At 39.9% G+C, this 17,942-nt stretch carries 17 protein-coding genes; 10 read left to right on the forward strand and 7 right to left on the reverse strand.

What is annotated here, in order from left to right; genetic code table 11:
* The first annotated feature begins 156 nt into the window (after positions 1 to 156).
* From HBHAL_RS09570 to HBHAL_RS09585, 4 genes are all read left to right on the forward strand, one after another.
* Positions 157 to 1,161 carry a FecCD family ABC transporter permease gene (locus tag HBHAL_RS09570; RefSeq protein WP_014643192.1) on the forward strand — a complete coding sequence of 335 codons (1,005 nt, stop codon included), beginning with the start codon at positions 157 to 159 and terminating at the stop codon, positions 1,159 to 1,161.
* Positions 1,158 to 2,201 (forward strand): FecCD family ABC transporter permease, encoded by a 1,044-nt coding sequence (locus tag HBHAL_RS09575; protein WP_014643193.1) that lies wholly within the window; start codon positions 1,158 to 1,160, stop codon positions 2,199 to 2,201. The genes HBHAL_RS09570 and HBHAL_RS09575 overlap by 4 nt, the downstream gene beginning before the upstream one ends.
* 344 nt (positions 2,202 to 2,545) lie before the next feature.
* The gene (locus HBHAL_RS09580) at positions 2,546 to 2,770 is read left to right on the forward strand and encodes a hypothetical protein (RefSeq protein WP_014643194.1); all 225 of its coding nucleotides are present in this window, start codon (positions 2,546 to 2,548) and stop codon (positions 2,768 to 2,770) included.
* 224 nt (positions 2,771 to 2,994) lie between these two features.
* A complete protein-coding gene (locus HBHAL_RS09585; protein ID WP_014643196.1) occupies positions 2,995 to 3,870 on the forward strand; it encodes an endonuclease I family protein in 876 nt (291 codons plus the stop codon).
* Positions 3,871 to 3,900: 30 nt separating this feature from the next.
* Here HBHAL_RS09585 and HBHAL_RS09590 read toward each other — a convergent pair whose 3' ends face one another.
* Positions 3,901 to 4,746 carry an STAS domain-containing protein gene (locus tag HBHAL_RS09590; protein ID WP_014643197.1) on the reverse strand — a complete coding sequence of 282 codons (846 nt, stop codon included), beginning with the start codon at positions 4,744 to 4,746 and terminating at the stop codon, positions 3,901 to 3,903.
* 596 nt (positions 4,747 to 5,342) lie between these two features.
* Here HBHAL_RS09590 and HBHAL_RS09595 point away from each other — a divergent pair.
* Positions 5,343 to 6,827, forward strand: coding sequence for a flotillin family protein (locus HBHAL_RS09595; protein WP_014643198.1), 1,485 nt, complete (start codon positions 5,343 to 5,345; stop codon positions 6,825 to 6,827).
* 132 nt (positions 6,828 to 6,959) lie between these two features.
* Positions 6,960 to 7,160: a hypothetical protein gene (locus HBHAL_RS09600; RefSeq protein ID WP_223254278.1), complete on the forward strand. Its 201-nt coding sequence runs from the start codon at positions 6,960 to 6,962 to the stop codon at positions 7,158 to 7,160.
* Between the two features lie 48 nt (positions 7,161 to 7,208).
* Here the strand turns inward: HBHAL_RS09600 and HBHAL_RS09605 are convergent, their stop codons facing one another.
* Both HBHAL_RS09605 and HBHAL_RS09610 read right to left on the reverse strand, forming a co-directional pair.
* A complete protein-coding gene (locus HBHAL_RS09605) occupies positions 7,209 to 8,261 on the reverse strand; it encodes an AbrB family transcriptional regulator (RefSeq protein WP_014643200.1) in 1,053 nt (350 codons plus the stop codon).
* Between the two features lie 390 nt (positions 8,262 to 8,651).
* Positions 8,652 to 8,840, reverse strand: a complete 189-nt coding sequence (locus tag HBHAL_RS09610; protein ID WP_014643202.1) for an aspartyl-phosphate phosphatase Spo0E family protein — start codon at positions 8,838 to 8,840, stop codon at positions 8,652 to 8,654.
* A gap of 354 nt (positions 8,841 to 9,194) precedes the next feature.
* Between HBHAL_RS09610 and HBHAL_RS09615 the strand changes: the two genes are divergently transcribed.
* Entirely contained in the window at positions 9,195 to 11,930 is a 2,736-nt protein-coding gene (locus HBHAL_RS09615) for a pullulanase (protein WP_014643203.1), read from the forward strand.
* A 134-nt stretch (positions 11,931 to 12,064) separates the two neighbouring features.
* Positions 12,065 to 13,090, forward strand: a complete 1,026-nt coding sequence (locus HBHAL_RS09620; RefSeq protein WP_014643204.1) for a LacI family DNA-binding transcriptional regulator — start codon at positions 12,065 to 12,067, stop codon at positions 13,088 to 13,090.
* A 46-nt stretch (positions 13,091 to 13,136) separates the two neighbouring features.
* On the opposite strand, the gene HBHAL_RS09625 is transcribed toward HBHAL_RS09620, so the two are convergent.
* A complete protein-coding gene (locus HBHAL_RS09625) occupies positions 13,137 to 13,319 on the reverse strand; it encodes a small acid-soluble spore protein H (protein ID WP_041601312.1) in 183 nt (60 codons plus the stop codon).
* Positions 13,320 to 13,523: 204 nt separating this feature from the next.
* Here HBHAL_RS09625 and HBHAL_RS09630 point away from each other — a divergent pair, with 204 nt between their 5' ends.
* Both HBHAL_RS09630 and HBHAL_RS09640 read left to right on the forward strand, forming a co-directional pair.
* Positions 13,524 to 13,709, forward strand: coding sequence for a hypothetical protein (locus tag HBHAL_RS09630; protein WP_014643206.1), 186 nt, complete (start codon positions 13,524 to 13,526; stop codon positions 13,707 to 13,709).
* A 396-nt stretch (positions 13,710 to 14,105) separates the two neighbouring features.
* Positions 14,106 to 14,294 carry a hypothetical protein gene (locus tag HBHAL_RS09640; protein ID WP_014643207.1) on the forward strand — a complete coding sequence of 63 codons (189 nt, stop codon included), beginning with the start codon at positions 14,106 to 14,108 and terminating at the stop codon, positions 14,292 to 14,294.
* 67 nt (positions 14,295 to 14,361) lie between these two features.
* Here the strand turns inward: HBHAL_RS09640 and HBHAL_RS09645 are convergent, their stop codons facing one another.
* The 3 genes from HBHAL_RS09645 to HBHAL_RS09655 all read right to left on the reverse strand — a co-directional run bounded on the left by HBHAL_RS09645 (position 14,362) and on the right by HBHAL_RS09655 (position 17,726).
* Positions 14,362 to 15,012: a LysE family translocator gene (locus tag HBHAL_RS09645; protein ID WP_014643208.1), complete on the reverse strand. Its 651-nt coding sequence runs from the start codon at positions 15,010 to 15,012 to the stop codon at positions 14,362 to 14,364.
* 822 nt (positions 15,013 to 15,834) lie between these two features.
* On the reverse strand, positions 15,835 to 16,257 hold the full coding sequence (locus HBHAL_RS09650) for a hypothetical protein (protein WP_014643209.1): 423 nt from the start codon (positions 16,255 to 16,257) through the stop codon (positions 15,835 to 15,837).
* Positions 16,258 to 16,502: 245 nt separating this feature from the next.
* The gene (locus tag HBHAL_RS09655; RefSeq protein WP_014642899.1) at positions 16,503 to 17,726 is read right to left on the reverse strand and encodes an ISL3-like element ISHaha2 family transposase; all 1,224 of its coding nucleotides are present in this window, start codon (positions 17,724 to 17,726) and stop codon (positions 16,503 to 16,505) included.
* Positions 17,727 to 17,942 lie beyond the last annotated feature (216 nt).

Genomic DNA, 17,942 nt, shown 5'->3' on the forward strand with positions numbered 1-17,942 from the left:
TAAGAGATTATATAAAATCGAGGAAGAAGTCAATAGATTTTGTCATATTTTTGTAGTTAAATTGAAAATGATTCTCAAATTCGTTGACACTCATACGTTCTACAAATAGACTTATTACTAGGATTTGGGAAGTATAAGTTTGAAAGGATAAGGTTTATGGTATTACATTCAACAGTCTGGAAAGGAATAGGGATCTTCATAGGGGTACTGGTACTCCTCCTGTCCACCTTAGCCAGTGTTATTTTAGGATACACAGATGTTCATTTCGCTGATGTTTACAAGGCATTTTTTCATTTTAATCAATCCAATAAACACATCATTATTACGGATGTAAGGTTTCCGAGAGCCATTATTGCAGCTTGTGTAGGTGCTTCTTTGGCCATGGCTGGAGTATTAATGCAAGCTTTAACAAGAAATGCTTTAGCCTCACCAGGAATCTTTGGAGTTAATGCTGGAGCCTCCTTTTTAGTGGTCCTTGCTATCGCTTATTTACCTGCTGTACCTATAGGCGGACTAACGTGGATCTCGTTTGCCGGAGCCACGCTCGCGGCCATCACCGTTTATGCGATTGGTTCAATAGGGAGAGAAGGGCTGACACCTATGCGGCTGACACTTGCTGGAGCGGCCATAGCAGCTCTTTTCTCTTCTTTCACTCAAGGAATGTTGGTATTAAATGAAAAAGCACTGGATGAAGTTTTATTCTGGCTGGCAGGATCTGTCCAGGGCAGAGATCTTGAGCATTTAATTCCAGTGCTCCCTTATTTAGCTGCTGCCTGGCTTGGTGCCTTATTTATTGCCCGGCATATTAACATTCTTCTTATGGGAGAAGACGTGGCCCAGGGCTTAGGTCAGCGAACGGTTTGGATCAAAGCTGTAACAGGAATCATTATTATCCTTTTAGCTGGAGGTGCTGTAGCGGTTGCGGGCCCCATCGGATTTGTAGGAATTGTGGTTCCACACTTCGCCAGGTGGATGGTTGGCCAGGATCACCGATGGGTCGTACCCTATTCAGGGATTATGGGCGCTGTATTACTTTTGTTAGCTGATGTAGGCGCCCGGTACGTAATCATGCCGGAAGAAGTACCGGTAGGAGTTATGACGGCCGTTATAGGAACGCCTTTCTTCTTCTATATAGCGCGTAAAGGGGGAGAAAGCTCATGAGTAAAGAAACTTCTATTCGACATACAAGAAACAGATATGACTCTAAAACGTTAACGATTTTAGGAGTGCTAACAGTAGTGTTGCTGGTTGTTTTTCTATTTTCGGCTTCATTGGGACAACTCTTTGTTCATCCTGTGGACGTATTAAAGGTTTTTGCCGGACAGGGCGAAAGCTCAAACCAGATGATTGTGAATTCCTTTCGAATGCCGCGAATTCTGAATGCCTTGTTTGTAGGTATGGCACTTGCTGTAAGCGGAGCCATTCTTCAGGGGATGATACGAAATCCGCTGGCTTCGCCAGATTTTATCGGTCTTACGGGTGGTGCAGGCGTTGGAGTGGTTGCGTTTCTGGCGGTTTTCAGTAACGAAGATAATGCTTTAACTGTTAGTATAAGCTGGATGCCTCTTGCTTCTTTTGCAGGTGCTACTCTTGTAGGCGTTATGCTTTATGTTCTAGCCTATAAGAATGGGATTTCCCCTATGAGATTAATCATCATTGGAGTCGGCATATCTGCTCTTACACAAGCCATCATCACTACTCTTATGATTGTAGGTCCTATTTACCGGGCTTCCCAGGCAAACATATGGCTTACAGGCAGTGTGTACGGTTCTAATTGGGAAGAGGTGAGGATCATTATACCCGTCGTGATGCTATTATTGTTCCTTTCATTAGTGGTAGCGAGAAGGATTAACGCTCATGAACTTGGAGACGAAACGGCTGCCGGTATTGGTGCTAACTTGAATAGGGACCGGCTTATCTTCCTGATACTAGCTACCGCACTCACAGGTATCGCTGTAGCATTTGCTGGCGGAATTGGCTTTGTAGGGTTAATGGCTCCGCACATTTCCAGACGTCTGGTAGGGTCCTCCTATGGAGCGCTAATTCCTATATCAGCTTTAATCGGCGCTATTCTCGTTATGGGAGCAGACTTAATCGGCCGCACTGTATTCTTACCTTTAGAAGTGCCGGCGGGTGTGTTTACAGCCACTATAGGAGCCCCTTATTTTATTTTCCTTTTGTTTACAAGTAAACGTTCTTAAAAAAGAAGTCCATCAGGGCTTCTTTTTTTATTTGGATCGGTAAAACGTAGGGGCTCTATTTTCCATAAACGGTTTACCAAACCGAGATTTCGTAGACTAAGATCCCCAGTTTCGAGAGTGTTCATGAAACCATCCGCCCCGGTGAACAAGTCAGCAGAATGGAACTATCTCTAAGACACGATTGCTACTCTGAACAAAATGAGCAGACATGATCTAACACAATCGGAAGATTCTCGGTAAAATGAATCTATAAGCAAATGTAAGGGGTATTAATTTAACCAATTATTAGATTATGAGAAACTATTTGTGAAAAGTTTAAAGAAAAAAAGGAGGATACTATTATAATGATCAACGGGTTTTGGTTTTTAATGATAATTATTTCTTTACTCGTATTGCCATTGCTTTATGGTATGCTTCGGGATTTCTTTGGCGGAAACACCAATCGGTTCTATGGAGATGAACTGAATAAGCAGCGGAGAACGAAAAAGGAAGCAGCATATGACAAAGCACATGAGAAAACGGCAAGATACTATGAAAGAGGGGGAGCTGGAGGGGATGGGACCCCTTAAAGATGAGCTCTAAGTTGGGAAAGTCAAAATCATTATTAATCATAATATTATTATGTTAACTAGTTAATCTGGAACTGTAGCTGCAGCGCGGTTAATGTGTCGCTTTTTTTTATAGTGAGAGGAATATATGCAGGTCGTTTCATTTACTATGGAACGGGGGGATGGGAGAAAAAAGATGCGGTTTATTAATAAGAATGTAGCTATACAGTAAAGGAGGAATTTCAATGGATAAGGAATTTGAAAACCGTCAGTCAGCAGACTATGCAGATGTAAAGCAGCTGGAGCAGCGTCTGTTACAAACTAAAACATCAGTTGAGGATATCTTGAAAGATCAAAAATTGTATTATGACCCAGGTAAGTCCGAGCAATCAATAAAAAGCTACTATAGGAACATCAACTTTCAAGAAGCGAATCGTAAAGCATTAGGCGAACTCGTCCAGTCCACCCACAGGGAAAAGGTTCGCTATGATCCTAGCGAATATGTATATCCTTGGGTCGATTTAAGACCGGATGGAAAGCTAAGAAGCATTTACTCAGGCGAAGCAAGAGAACCTGAATATGTCATTCAGGAAGATTTCGAAACTTATTTGAAAATGAAAGCGGCCTCTGCAGAACCTGAAATCCCGGGTGAATTCTCAAGTCTTTTGAAATATAACTGTGAACACGTTGTTCCACAATCCTGGTATGATAAAAAAGAACCAATGCGAGGCGATCTTCATCATCTGTTTACATGTGACCCTCGATGTAATTCAATCAGAAGCAACTATCCTTATTACGATTTTGAAAATTACCCCATTCAAGAGGCAGCAGTAAACCGTGTTGAAAGCCAGTGTGGAAAAGCAGAGAATGAATATTTTGAGCCCGAGTATGCAAAAGGTGCAGTTGCTCGTTCCATGCTGTATTTCTTATTAAGATATCCCGAAGAAATTGAACCCGGATACAGAAAGAAAGTGGACGAAGAGCTACTCCTTCAATGGCATCAGGCAGAACCTCCAGGTTTATATGAGCAGCATAGAAATCAGGCGATTTATTCCATTCAGGGGAATCGGAATCCTTTTATTGACTTTCCTGAACAAATGAGGCAAGTATATAACACTTAACGATAACCCCCCTTTTGCAGCAGGGAGCTGTTAAGGGGTGTTTACTCGTTTTAATCCAAATTTAGCCAGGGCTTGCTGGAGGGTGGCACACGTATGAATATTGCTAAAGTCGATTCCTAATGATGTGATGGTCTGAGCAATAGAAGGGCGGATCCCTGTAATACTTGTCTCAATGCCGAGTAGTTTTAATGACTGAATAATGTTAAAGAGTTCATTACTTACCATAGTATCTAAGATAGGGACCCCCGATATATCAAATATGACCTGCTCTATGTTGGTTCCACTTGTTTCGGTTAAAGTAACTTCTTTAATAAGTTCCGCTCTACTCGTATCGATTTCCCCTACCAGGGGTATGACTACTAGTCCTTCCGCAACGGGGACTACGGGCACTGATAATTCTTCCATCGCACTATAAGCGGTAGCAGCTAGTTGTCTATTATGGTTTTCGTGTACTTCTCCAAACACTCTGACCACTAAGTCCACTAGACGGTCTATTTTTTTAGTAGTCTCAATTACGGTTTTCGGAGATATTTTCTCTAGTTCCAGCTCCTCTTGGAAGAAATCCCAAATGATAGGTTGATAGGCTGAAATAATTCGCAGGGATTCAGTTAAAGATATCCCGTATTCAATGGTAAGAGAGGAAACCTTCCTTGCCCAACTCTGAACCTTTTCGTATACCTCATCTTCTTCTTTGAATAGTATTTCACCTGAAAACTCCACAAGCTCTTCTCGCACGCTCATATATTCTTTTTCGTCCATCCCTCGTTTTTCCAAATTTGCCTGAGAAATAGTAGGTATATGATTACTATATGTTTTAGCCAACTGGTATTTGTGATTAATGATCTTTTCGCCAATATATTTAAATTCTCTCTGCATCTAATTCTCCTTAGGATTAAATAATGGAATCGCTCACCCATAATAAGGGAATTATACCATTAAAACTTATCGTAATATAAGTTAATTTTTATTGATTTCAATACTAAAATATGGATATTAATTATTTATCCTTTCACATGTGGATTTAGCCGGGCAAAGATTTTTCTAATTATTAGTGTAGACATTCAAGTTGCGGAAAGATTAATATACTACACTTCTCAGAACAAGATAGATTAAGAGCCTATCTTTTGATTATATTGGGGGAACTGGCTATGGATTTAAATTATAAAATTATGAGAACTTTTTCCTTAATTAAGCGCATGTTTAGCAGGGGTAATTAAATTAAGGAATTCTGTACCTGTAAAAAAACAGAATGACAGATGGGAGATCCCTGGCTAAAAGCTATAATACTTTCAAAGGAAATATGAGAGGTTTTTCATTGAGAAGAGTATTCTGTAAGGTGAGAAATTCAAAGGAAAATTTTAAAATAAATATATTAAATTGTGAAACTTTACCCGGTACGAATTCGTTACGGAATGGTGAACTTATTTTTTTATAATAAAAATAAGTGAAAAATAGAAAAAGGGGTTGTAAATTTGCTGGAGAATACTTTACTCGCAATCATCCTAATCGTCTTAGGAATCGTCGTACTAATAGGGGGAATTACCGCTTTTGTGATTTTTCGCCTGCGTTACAAAACGGCAAGCTCCAACGAAGCTTTAATCGTGACAGGTCCGAAACTTGGAGATCCGCAGCAGGAAAAAAATGTGTTCGAAGATGAAAATGGACGATCTGTTAAAATCATTCGCGGCGGTGGATATCGCTTGAGAATGTTTCAAACAGCCACACCGATTGACTTAACTTCTTTTCAGCTGCAAGTGAATTCAGAAAAAGCTTATACTAAAGAAGGAATTCCGGTAAGAGTAGCTAGTACGGCTGTAATCAGCATAGGCAGTGAACTGGAAATTATGGCTAACTTTGCTGAAAAATTCTTAGGAAAGAAACAAAACGAGCGTGAATCAGAATTGAAAGATGTGCTCAATGGACATCTCCGTTCTATTATAGCTTCTCTTCCTATTGAAAAGATCTATAACGACTTTAAAGAAGTGAATACGCAAGTAAAAAAAATAGCAGAAGCTGATTTAAAAGGAATGGGCTTCGAAATCACTTCATTCGCTTTAAACGATGTAGAAGACGTTGACCAGGAAAATGGATATATTGATGCTCTCGGTCGCCCGCACATCGCTGAGGTTCAGAAAAAAGCGAACATGGCTGAATCGGATGCAACAAAAGAGACTCGCATTTATCAGGCGAAAAATGACCAGGAAGCACAAGATGAAGAAAACAGAAGACTTACGGCTGTAGCCGAATCAACTAAGGAAAAGGACATTAAGGAAGCAGAATTCCAGAAAGATACTAACCGTGCGAAAGAAAACGCGAATCAAGCGGGCGAGTTAGAACGTCAAAAGCTTGCTCAGCAAATTAAAGAAGAGGAACTTAAGGTTCAGTACATAGAGAAACAGCGAGCCGTTGAGCTGGAAGAGGAGGAAAATAAACGACGCCGTTCCATTGCCGACGCGGAAGCTTATGAAGTAACCAAACGAGCCGAAGCTGAAGCAGATACGGAGAGAATAAAAGGGGAGTCCGAAGCGGAAGTTATCCGTCAGCGAGGAATTGCGCAAGCAGAATCTAAAGAACGGATGGCTAAAGCTATGGAACACTATGGTGAAGCAGCTATTGTAGAAATGTTGATTAATGTATTACCTGAATATGCTGAGAAAGTGTCAGCTCCTCTATCACAAATTAAGGATATGAAGGTAATCGATATGGGAGGATCCAATTCCAATGGCGGATCAGCGAAAGTAGCAAACAGTGTTACTTCAACCATGTTGGGTATCCAGGAATCATTAAAGGAAACTACAGGAATGGACTTGAAAGCTATGCTTGAAAGTTATGTTTCTAGAGGTAATGTTACGAACTTCTCTTCTGAAGCGTCCAAGCAGTTTGATGAAGCTTCTGCAACTATGGAAGAAGAGGAGTCGGAAAATACGACGGAAGTTGAACAGGACCCAAAAGAATAACGAACTAAATGAGCAGCATGAGAGGGAAAGTCCCCTCCATGCTGCTTTTTTCATTCAAAGAAGGAAGTAAAGTTGGTCCTTAATAGGATAAAAACAGCTAAAACCCTCAAACTACGTAAAGAGGTGATGGATGTGAAAAAACGAGAGGATAAACCTAAAATTCATGAATCGTCCTATCCAAATGAAGTTGTAGTGGAAGCGGGGTTGAAGTCAGACAAGCCTCTTTCAAACGAACGCTATGAAGGGGATTCTGTTAATGAACACGAAAGGTTAGAATCGGCAAATGAGTATCTCGGAGAAAAGGAACTAAAGCAGACCCTTACTAACTCTTGAATGTAAAAAAATGGGGGACCAGGTCCCCCATTTTTTTACATTCGACACTTATAGATGGTCTGATTCTTTGTTTACCAGAAACGGAACGAGCATTGGAATAATTAATATGATGACCAGCAATCGAATGACCTGCATGGCAGCTACAATACTTGCGTCTAAATTAAGCGAAGATGCGACGGATGCCATCTGCGGGGCGCCTGCGGGTACAATGGCTATTAAGCTGGTTATAAAGTCAAGTGGCGTCAAAATATAAAATACAAAGGTGATGACAAAAGTAAGTAAGAAGAAGGCTAGTAGTACAGCCAGGCTCATCCAGCCAATCTGTTTAATTTCTAACAGCGATTCCCTATCAAAGCGAGAACCAATGATCACTCCAAGTAAAGCCATACCTGCGCCAACCATCAGATTTGGCATAGAGGGTAAGGGGTGCACCAACGTAATGAACAAAAATCCTAACACAATGGAATATAAGAAAGGAGCAATAGGAATTGCCCATTTCCGTGCCAGTAATAGAGTTAAAACCGTAAGCAGTAAGTAAAATAAAATGGCGGTCCCCATAGACAGGCTGCTTTCATTTCCTGTGGCTAAGTTTGTCCCTTGAGCATCTGTAGTAGATATAAAGGACGTCATGAAACCGGCGACAATAGGAATAGTAGAAACAAGCATCATAATCCTTACCGTTTGAAAAGCGGCCACCATGCTCATATTCGCATTATATTCTCTGCTCAGAGCCATCATTACGGAAGCTCCCGCTGGTAAGCAGCAAAACAAGGCTGTTTTCTCATCAAGGTTTGAATATTTGGCAAGGAGCTTACCTAAGAACCAGCTTGCTGCAAGTAGCGTAACCAGTGTTAAAGCTAGTGGCAGCAAGTAGTTGGCAGCTTCTTGAAACATCGAAACTTGAATACTTAAGCTGATGCTTATTCCAATAACGGCAAGAGAAAGATTAAACAAATAATTGGGATAGCTAACCTCATTAATGAACAGACGATAAAAAGCACCAACGAGCATAGCTCCAAGCAGCCATCCCGCTGGTACACTCATTAAGTCAAATAGATAACCGGCTGCAAAACCAGCCAGTAATAATAGCACTTTCTTCATGTTCTCAACACCTAATTTAGGATCGGTAAAAAAATAAAAGCGTCTATTCAAAAGGTATGAATAGACGCCGCAATTTTTAACTCATTAAAGCTTAGCACAAGTGGACAAAAGGTGCATTGAAACTGCTCAATTAAAAGGAAAACATCCAGTTTCCTGAATATGCTCACAAATAGTAGATATGATCATTTTAATCTATAAAGCAGGTGACCAATGGAATTTTTGTAAACAAACATGAGCATTACTTACCCGAATTGTTAGACAGTAGAATCATGAAAAATATGGACCCGATTAAGCTTTGAAGTTATTAGGGTTAAAGCTGTGTTAAGTCATTGATAATAGGGTGTATTCACCTAAGATTTAGCGGATGCTATATCAAATACTTCTAAGCTTTTATATAAGGATAGGGAGCAGAAGTAAAACAAACTTACAATTACTCTTGATCTTTACCATTTTGTTTAGTAAATCGTCCAGCTGCTGAGAGATGTTAACAACTTTATTGTAATCCTCACCTTGATTGTAAGCTTCATACATATATTTTCTTGTTTCTTCAATTTTAGTTTGTAAATCTTCTTTATTCATCGATAATGCCTCCTAAATACATTGGCATTTAATGTACATAAGGTAAATTAACATTAAATGCCTTTTATATGCATTATGTTCGGAAAAAATTCATTGAATTATCATATTTTACATTTATAACGTACCAAGTGCAAGATGATAAATACTAAATAGAAATGAGAAAATATGTTTAGGTAATTGTGCCAATCTTTTCTAAAAATTGTCATATTAACTTAAAAACTCTCCAATTTATGTTATATTTTTCTTTGAAAGCGTTTTAAATTAACGCTTCCATTTTTTTATTCTCGTGGTTAAACGTTTAATCATTATGTTGTTTATAATTTTTAGGTTTTTAAAATTTAAGGAGGGGTAAATTTGAGTAAATTGCAATGTTTCATTGTTGGAGGGATTTGTTTCTTTATGTTTCTATTTATGAGTTTTTTTCCCACACCATCCTTTGCAGGTGGAGAAGATATGAGCGAATCAATCATTCCTGAGGATCATATCAGAGTGCATTATAAACGTATGGATGAAGAGTATAAAGACTGGGGCTTGCACTTATGGAATCAAGATGATCAGAACCCCGCGATCAATTACGTTGTGGATTGGGGTAACCCCGTACTTTTTGAGAACAGTTCCGATTGGGGAGCTTATGCTGACATACCGGTAGAAAATATTGAAAATGGACTTAATTTTATCGTACATAAAGGTGATGATAAGGACACACCTGGAGACAGAAGCTTTCCAAGTTCAGGTGAAAGAGAATTCTGGCTTGTTCAGGGTGACGCCGATGTGTATGTAGAACAACCGGAAATTTCTACAGAACTGACTTATGCTGAAATTACAGACGATCATCAAGTAGAAGTTAATGTAAGTAATGTACCGGCCGACTGGACAAAAGGGGATTTTTCAATTGAGCAGCCCGATGGCACGACATTAACGATCGAAGAGGTTCAGGTAGAAGGTCAAACGGTTCAATTAACTATAAAGCAAGTCCTGGAGGTAACGAAAGCCTACACGGTAAAGTTCAATGATCAGGAAACAGAAGCGAAGGCGTCCTGGCAATTGATTGATAAGAAATTTTCCTATGATGGAAACGATCTTGGAGCTACCCTTTACAAAGATGGATCAACTAAACTCAAAGTATGGTCTCCTGTAGCTGAACAGGTATCGGTTACTCTCTACGATAAACAGGACCAGAATGATGTTGTACAAAAGTCAGTCCCTATGACTAAAGGTGAAAAAGGGGTCTTTGAAATAACCCTAAATGAGCAGAACACTGGAGTTCAAGATTTAACTGGTTATTACTACCAGTATGAAGTGAAAGCATACGGTAAGACCAGGACAGCACTTGATCCTTACGCCAAGTCGATGGCTGCCTCCAGAGATGATGATGAAGACACAGTAGGTAAAGCGGCAATAGTAGATCCTTCATCTATTGGTCCAAAGCTTAACTACGCTAAAATTAAAGGATTTGAAAAAAGAGAAGATGCCATTATCTGGGAAGCGCATGTACGGGATATTACCTCGGACCCGGATCTTGAATCTGAGCTGGATAGCCAATTTGGCACGTTTGAAGCATTTGGTGAAAAGTTAGATTACTTGAAGGAATTAGGTGTAACGCACATACAGCTTCTTCCCGTCATGAAATATTATTTTGGCGATGAATTTGAAGCTGATGAACGGGAGCTGGAGTATTCTTCAAAGGACAATAACTATAACTGGGGCTATGACCCCCACAGCTACTTCTCTCTGACAGGGATGTATTCCGAACGTCCTACAGACCCTGAAGCCCGTATTGCAGAATTTAAAGAATTGGTAAAAGAAATTCATAAACATAAAATGGGTGTAGTATTGGATGTCGTTTATAACCATACAGCCAAGGTAAGTATCCTCGAGGATCTGGTCCCAGATTATTATCATTTTATGGATGAAGAAGGGAACGCTAAAATCGGTTATGGCGGCGGTAAAGTCGGCACAACTCATGCGATGTCCAGAAAACTTATGGTAGATTCCATAAAATATTGGGTTGACGAATTTAAGATTGATGGTTTTCGCTTTGATTTAATGGGTGATCTGGATGCAGAAAGCGTCCAAAAAGCTTACGATGAAGCCAAACAAATCAACCCGGATATCCTCATGCTTGGGGAAGGATGGCGCACGTTTGTAGGAGATGGAAGTTCAGAGAATGAAGTTACGCCCGCTGATCAGGACTGGATGGACGAGACTAACGGCGCAGCGGTTTTTTCAGATGAAATAAGAAATGAGTTAAAATCCGGATTTGGCAGTGAAGGTGAACCCAGGTTCATAACCGGAGGCGCTAGAGATATTGACACGATTTTTAACAATATTAAAGCCCAGCCTGGAAATGTGTCAGAAGATGATCCGGGAGATATCGTTCAATATATTGCAGCCCATGATAATTTACCGCTGCATGATGTGATTGCCCAATCCATTAAAAAAGATCCTGCAGAACACGAAGAAGAGATTCAGAAAAGGATCCGAATTGGTAACTCTATGATTTTAACAAGTCAAGGCATCTCTTTCCTTCATGCTGGTCAAGAATACGGAAGAACGAAGCAATGGAAGGGAGACGGCGTGCCAGAAGAAAAATCCACTTATATGGTAGATGAAAATGGTGAACCGTTCGATAACCCTTACTTCATACACGATTCCTATGATTCTTCTGATGCAGTCAACATGTTTGACTGGGATAAAGTTAAGGAAGAAGGAATTCATAAAGAAACCATGGAATACACGAAAGGTTTGATTGAGCTTAGAAAATCCACTAATGCTTTCCGTTTAGGCACGGAGGAGCTGGTAAATGAAAATGTAAGCTTAATCAAAGCACCTGAAATCGAATCCTCTGACCTTCTGATTGGCTACAGGAATGAGTCCACAGATCATACAGGCACCTACTACGTTTTCATAAACGCGGACAGCGAGAAACGTTCGCTTTCGCTTGAAGAAGATCTTAGAAAAGAAAAGGTTCTGGTGGATAGAGACGAAGCAGGTACGAAAAAAGTAAAAGACCCGTCTGGTTTTACACTGGATAAAGACAGCATCACGCTAGAGCCACTGACGACCGTAGTGGTTAAAGTGAAAAACTAATCTGATTACCCCCTCAGCGACTTCCAGAGGGGGTTTTTTTGATTCTTACTGGCAAAATCGATACGAAACCACTCCAAGATATGCTACTATTTAAAACATAATAAATGATTAGTTCCATGCGGAGGTTTCCAAACGTGCTGCCAAAAGAAGTAACGATCAAGTATATTGCAGAGAAAGCGAATGTTTCGATAGCTACGGTATCCAATGTGATTAATGATAAAGGAAGAGTATCCGAAAAAACGGCTGAACGAGTTCGCTCGGTCATTCAGCAATACCAATATCAAGGTAATTTAGCGGCGAAAAATTTGCGGACGAACAAATCATATTTATTCGGTGTGGTGGTTTCTGTAACTCAGCCTGAACGAAAGCTTAAAGATAATCCATTCTACTGGGAATTGATCTCAGGAATTGAAGCAGAAGCGAGCGGTTATGAATTTTCCATCGTATTGAAGGGTATCGATTCAGCTGAAGAATTATCGGCATTTATTAATCAAAGAAACCTCGATGGTGTGATTATCGTTGGAGCTGAAGAGAACTCCTCTTTTGTAAAAGTAGCTGAAGAATCCAATATTCCCGCTGTGTATATCGACAGTTATCTAGAGGATGTAAGTCTATATCAGGTGCGTATTGATGACAAACAAGGAGGCGCCGCTGCTGCTAAGCATCTACTTCAACTAGGACATCGAAAGGTAGCCCTTCTGTCAGGGAAGCTAACCTATAATTCGGTCAACCACTTTAGGTGGGAGGGTTGCAAAGAAGAATTATCAGCCTTCGACAGTTATGATGAATCCCTCCTAATCGAAACAGATACTTCAGCCGAAGGTGGCTATGCAGCTGCCGATGATATAATCGAGAAATTCCCGGAAATCACAGCGGTCATATGCTTCTCCGATATTACTGCTCTCGGCCTATACAAGCGTCTGAATGAAAAAGGGTATGAGATCCCGAAAGATCTTTCCATTACTGGATTTGATGGAGTTTATTTTACTAACTACATGATTCCGGAGCTTACTACAATTAAGCAGGATGTAGGTAAGAAGGGAGTAACTGCAGTGAATTTGCTTTTTGAACAGATAAAAAGCAACGCATGGCCGGTTGAGAATCGCCGAATCTCACTACCGGTTTACCTGGTGGAAGGAGAAAGCACAGCCCCTCTTTAATAAACCAAAGAGCACCCTTCATTATTCAGAAGGATGCTCTTTTAGTTTAGATCAGTTCATGCAATTCATTAAGCGAAACTTCCAACTCATTTTCTGGCTGGTCAATCGGATAAATTCGCGCTGTGCCATTTGTTTCATCCACATGTTGGATGTATATTGGCTGATTATTAAAGGTAACATGAGCCATTACAGGAGATACAGCTATTTGCTGGGCACGTTGTTTGTTCATTTGGCAGCACAACCTCCTTTTTGATAGCTTGTGCAGCCAGGGGAAGACTATTCTTAAAGGAAAGGACAGTTCAACAATACGTTTGGGTCGTAGCTTAGCCTGAAAAAATTTTATAAAAGTAAGAAAGCAATAAAACGGTTTAACTAATGATTCGTAAAGGAAAAGAGAAACAGAATAAATTATTAATTAGTAGGAGTCGGTTAGATGGAAAATCGTAAGTTTATGTATTGGCTGGGTGTAGTTCCTATTGTCTCGTGGCTACTTTATTTTCTAGGATACTCGAATAAATATAAAATGGAAAAAATTGTGGAAGCTGTTATTCTGATTGTTATTTTGACCGTAGTTTATTATATTTCAGTAATGCTTTACTTTAAGCTTCTGAAACGATAAGGGGGAGGGGGGTGTCTGGACTTGCTAAGGCTTCATTTAGTTTGTGTTTCATAACATTTTTCTTCGTTAGTATAGCCGCCGTCTTTTTTTATACAATATCATGGATTTCCTATGGGCTCATTTTTTTAGTTATTCCTGTTTCGCTCGCGGGTATTATTTTGGCTGCTCAAGGATTTTTTAAGGAAAAAGAAAGAGGGAACAAAGTTGTGCACGGATTATGTCTTGTCTTATTATCTTTACTGTTCCTTACTCCGGTGGTTCTTATGTTAGTGATGAATATAAGTCCATAATTTGATGCTTAATTAAGATGAATATCTTATTAGGAGTGGACAGGTAAACTTAACGTTGTAGACCTTGAAGATTTTAGAAGAAATCTTCTTAAAAAGGAGAAGTTTTATGAAAAAGTTATTATCTTATATTTCAGCTTTGTTTGGAGTTTTCTATATTGTATCATTCGTCTATGCGATCCTTGAATATGGAGAAATCAGGGTGCTTGACCTTGCTGCTATCATCATCTTGTTCTGGGTTTCCTCACTGCTTCAACGAAAACACTCTTCTGAGCAAGAGGTACATGCTCGAGAATAGGTTACCGATCTATTCTTTAAAATTCTAAAAAGCCATAAGTGTTGTAAGCATAAATTATAAGGCTGACTTAGGTTATGAAGGGAAGGATAGATACGACCGCTTTATAGGCAAAATAAATTCCTAAACCCAGTAAAAATAGACTCGAACATACTGAGATTGCTCTAAGTATTCGTGGTTTCAGAATACCTTTGCTAAAGTGAACGGTAAGCGCTAAATTTAAATTCCATAATCCTACTCCAATAAAAATGGCACTGCTTATATAGAAAGCTTTTATTACATTATCTTCTTGAAAAGTTTCACTTAAAACGGAACCGTAGATCCCAAGCCAGAACAGGATATTTAATGGATTAAAAGCTGCCAGGGATAGACCGGTAAGGTAAGGGCCAAGGAGTCCAATGCGTAAATCTTTTTCCCTCTTAGATGAAACGGTAATATCATCATCCTTGCTAAAGAGGCTTTGGAACCCCGTGTAAGTTAAGACAAGAGCGCCAAGGACTAATAGAAAGACTTGAACTGAACCTAAAGTTAAGTATTCGGATAATCCCTTATACATCAGAAACATAAGTGTTAGGTCAGCTGTCATTCCTCCTGCTCCTACAAATAGGGAGGGCCAGAATCCCTGGTAAATTCCCCTTCTGATAATTTCTAAATTTATCGGTCCAATAGGAGCGGCAATTGATAAACCTAGAAAGATTTGTCTGATCAATAGTAAAAACATGGCATGTCCTCCTTCTTTACATTAAATGAAAGAACCATGTAATTTAGAAGGATTAAAAGTGGTGGTCAACACATCTTTTTTGAGAATTAATCGGACGAACAGTAAAAGGATGGAGAATTCTTTAAAAGTAGGCTCTATTAAACTTCCGTATTGATTTTAAGGTAAAGCTCCCATTTGTTGAAAACTTGATTTCGAGATGAATGGGTCCGTTACGTTAAAGGGAAGAGGGCTGGTGAGGAAATAACTCGCTTTCCTGTGGGGGAACTGGTGAGCCTCCTCAGTCGTTTCACTCCCTGTGGGGTCTCACCTAGATCCTTCTCCCACGGGAGTCTCGCCATTTCCCCACCAGCCCAGCCGAGTCAGAATAACGGACGCTATTATAAGAAAGGATGCTCTCCTTCTTAATCGGTCCTAAATGCTTTTGTGACAGTCTATTTCACATCGTTATAGCATGAAAATAGCCTCTTGATCCCATGCTTTTTTCATGAACCCATCGATGTCTTAAATGATTTCGAGTTTCTGATTTTGGGCAGGTCCGAAGGGGGACGATGCAGACTCCTGCGGGTTGAACATGATCGGTGAGACCCCGCAGAGCTTGCTCTAGGAGGCTCAGCACATGCCCGCGGAAAGCGAAATCGTCCCCCGAAGGGCCTACAGACTAACACGATATCTCGAAATTGAGTCTTACAGTATACGGCCCTATTGCGTAATAAGCCTCTTATGAAAATTTCATAATAAACTAAACAGAGCTTAAAATAAAAAAGGTTTTCACAAGTTTAAATATACTCGTGAAAACCTTTTAGTATTTATCGGGATGACTAATTACAGACCTTTAATAAGCATTTTGTCCAATTCACGAACTTGATCGTAAGACTCAACAAGTTCTTCGGGCACAAGGGTTCTTCCATAATCCCATGCATTGGTTTCTATGATGGATTTTAATTCTGCAATTTCTTCATCGCCACCGTACATGAGTGTTCTCAGGTCGTGTTTGTGCTTCTTAAAAGTAAGGTAGTAGCCAATCTCGTGATATAAAATAATTTTCACAAGATTTTCTTCGCTCTCTTTTATTTTCACCTTACTCATGTAACCATTTACTTCCAGGTAATGAAAGCGGATAGTATTTGTAGAAACATTGTAACTCATTGGTGCTGAGAGACTATTGTTAGATTCGTAGTTTATATCTAAGCGATGCTGCTCTAAAGTAGTTTTAATGATTTCCTCGATATCCCATATGTATAGCATTTTGTTCACCACAACCCTTTCAAGTCATATTTCGATTCACTATATAAAATTTACCCTATAATTTCTTAATATAATCGAAATTCGTATCAATTGAAACTATGACAGATCTCATCCGAAAATTCAAAGTACAGCTATTCTAAAGGTTCTTTTCTGAGGGCGAAACGCTAAGGTCTAATACGGACTCCATGAAGGAAACAAAAATGGTTCTAAGTCAATTGTTGGGGTAGGAGGCAAGCTCCTGCCCCTTAACCAACTTGAAAATTTCTTATATGTTTGTATTGATGATGAAGGAGGACCTTCAATCGAAGACGATCATATCTCCTGAAACCAAAGGCATTTCGTTTAATAACCTTCGTCTGATTGTTTAGTCCCTCCACGAATCCATTGCTATAATTGAAAGTAAAGCTATTCAAGATTTCTTTCTGCCAATTCTTCAAAGTATTAATCCCCTGCATAAACTCCCATACACCTGCTTTTTCTACCTGCTTATAGAAGTTATGTAACTCTTTCTTAACCTGAGACGGTTGTTCAACTCCAATGTTCTTCGCTCTCTCAAACCATTCTCTAAAAGATTCCTTCAATTCATAGGAGGTACGCATGTCTTCCGACATGCTTAGGTAGCGTTCTAGATGCCAGCGTTGCCTTTCCGTTAAGTTCTCTTCACGCTTATAAAAGACATGCTTTTTTCGCTTACACTGCTTCCTATCGTAATGATGAAATTCTTTCTGAACACGCCTTCTCACTCGTTCGAGAGCCCAGTAGATGTAGCGACAGAAGTGAAAACGATCAGCCACAATGATAGGGCTGCCCAAGGCTTTTTGGACGGCCGATTTGAAGGCGTGACTCATATCCATAATCACCATCTCGACCTCCGATCCCTTCTCGCGAAGATAATCTCGCACGGTATCCACGGAACGATCCGGAAGAATATCCAAGAGTTGACCGGTGTCTCCGTCGGCAATGACGACTTGGTACTTTCCTGCACTCGTATCTCCTTTGTATTCATCAATCGCAATCACAGGCGGAAGGGTTTCCACCTTCTCCAACATAGGCATGGCCAACTCATCAAAGCGGCGCATAACTGTGGTTGGAGAAGTACGAAATAAGTCAGCTGTATCTTTGAAGTTCTTTCCCTGAATGACTCGAAGGCCTAAGGCCTGGTTCCACTCCTTCGAGTGACGCTGATACCGCTCAACCAGGTCGTTATCTTCAAAAAATCGTTTCCCGCACCTACAACGGTAACGACGTTTTCGGTAGAAGAGGGAGGTGGTACGTTCAAAGATTTTAAGGTGTTGGATTTTCTGTATTCTGTAGTCGTGGATGCGATCGGTCCATTCTCCGCAATCCTTACACCTGTGATTCTTTCTCGGCAATTCCACATGAAGATGAAATCCCCCTTCTACTTCTTCACTTTTCTTTATTATCGCCTTTTGTAGTCCTGGTATGGGCATGTTAGAATACACGTACACGCAACTCCTTTACTGCTTGTTTCTCGACAATTCAAGTGTAGTAAAGATTGGAGCTTGCGTGTTTTTTTATACCAAATTTTTTATCTACCCCAACAAATATTCTAGAGCCACAAAAATTTTAGATATTTTCATATAAAAAAAGCCTGTTATCCGTTATTGGATAACAGGCTTTAGTAGTGAACAACTTAGGTGACCCAACCATGTAAGAATCATCCT

The organism is Halobacillus halophilus DSM 2266, assembly GCF_000284515.1.
Lineage (GTDB): Bacteria > Bacillota > Bacilli > Bacillales > Halobacillaceae > Halobacillus > Halobacillus halophilus.

What these genes read in the sequence shown, in the direction of transcription:
- HBHAL_RS09625 (WP_041601312.1), bottom strand. Translation starts at nt 13,319, where the DNA reads ATGAACAAACAACGTGCCCAGCAAATAGCTGTATCTCCTGTAATGGCT.
- HBHAL_RS09570 (WP_014643192.1), top strand. Translation starts at nt 157, where the DNA reads ATGGTATTACATTCAACAGTCTGGAAAGGAATAGGGATCTTCATAGGG.
- HBHAL_RS09650 (WP_014643209.1), bottom strand. Translation starts at nt 16,257, where the DNA reads ATGCTATACATATGGGATATCGAGGAAATCATTAAAACTACTTTAGAG.
- HBHAL_RS09640 (WP_014643207.1), top strand. Translation starts at nt 14,106, where the DNA reads ATGAAAAAGTTATTATCTTATATTTCAGCTTTGTTTGGAGTTTTCTAT.
- HBHAL_RS09575 (WP_014643193.1), top strand. Translation starts at nt 1,158, where the DNA reads ATGAGTAAAGAAACTTCTATTCGACATACAAGAAACAGATATGACTCT.
- HBHAL_RS09605 (WP_014643200.1), bottom strand. Translation starts at nt 8,261, where the DNA reads ATGAAGAAAGTGCTATTATTACTGGCTGGTTTTGCAGCCGGTTATCTA.
- HBHAL_RS09645 (WP_014643208.1), bottom strand. Translation starts at nt 15,012, where the DNA reads ATGTTTTTACTATTGATCAGACAAATCTTTCTAGGTTTATCAATTGCC.
- HBHAL_RS09610 (WP_014643202.1), bottom strand. Translation starts at nt 8,840, where the DNA reads ATGAATAAAGAAGATTTACAAACTAAAATTGAAGAAACAAGAAAATAT.
- HBHAL_RS09580 (WP_014643194.1), top strand. Translation starts at nt 2,546, where the DNA reads ATGATCAACGGGTTTTGGTTTTTAATGATAATTATTTCTTTACTCGTA.
- HBHAL_RS09590 (WP_014643197.1), bottom strand. Translation starts at nt 4,746, where the DNA reads ATGCAGAGAGAATTTAAATATATTGGCGAAAAGATCATTAATCACAAA.
- HBHAL_RS09630 (WP_014643206.1), top strand. Translation starts at nt 13,524, where the DNA reads ATGGAAAATCGTAAGTTTATGTATTGGCTGGGTGTAGTTCCTATTGTC.
- HBHAL_RS09585 (WP_014643196.1), top strand. Translation starts at nt 2,995, where the DNA reads ATGGATAAGGAATTTGAAAACCGTCAGTCAGCAGACTATGCAGATGTA.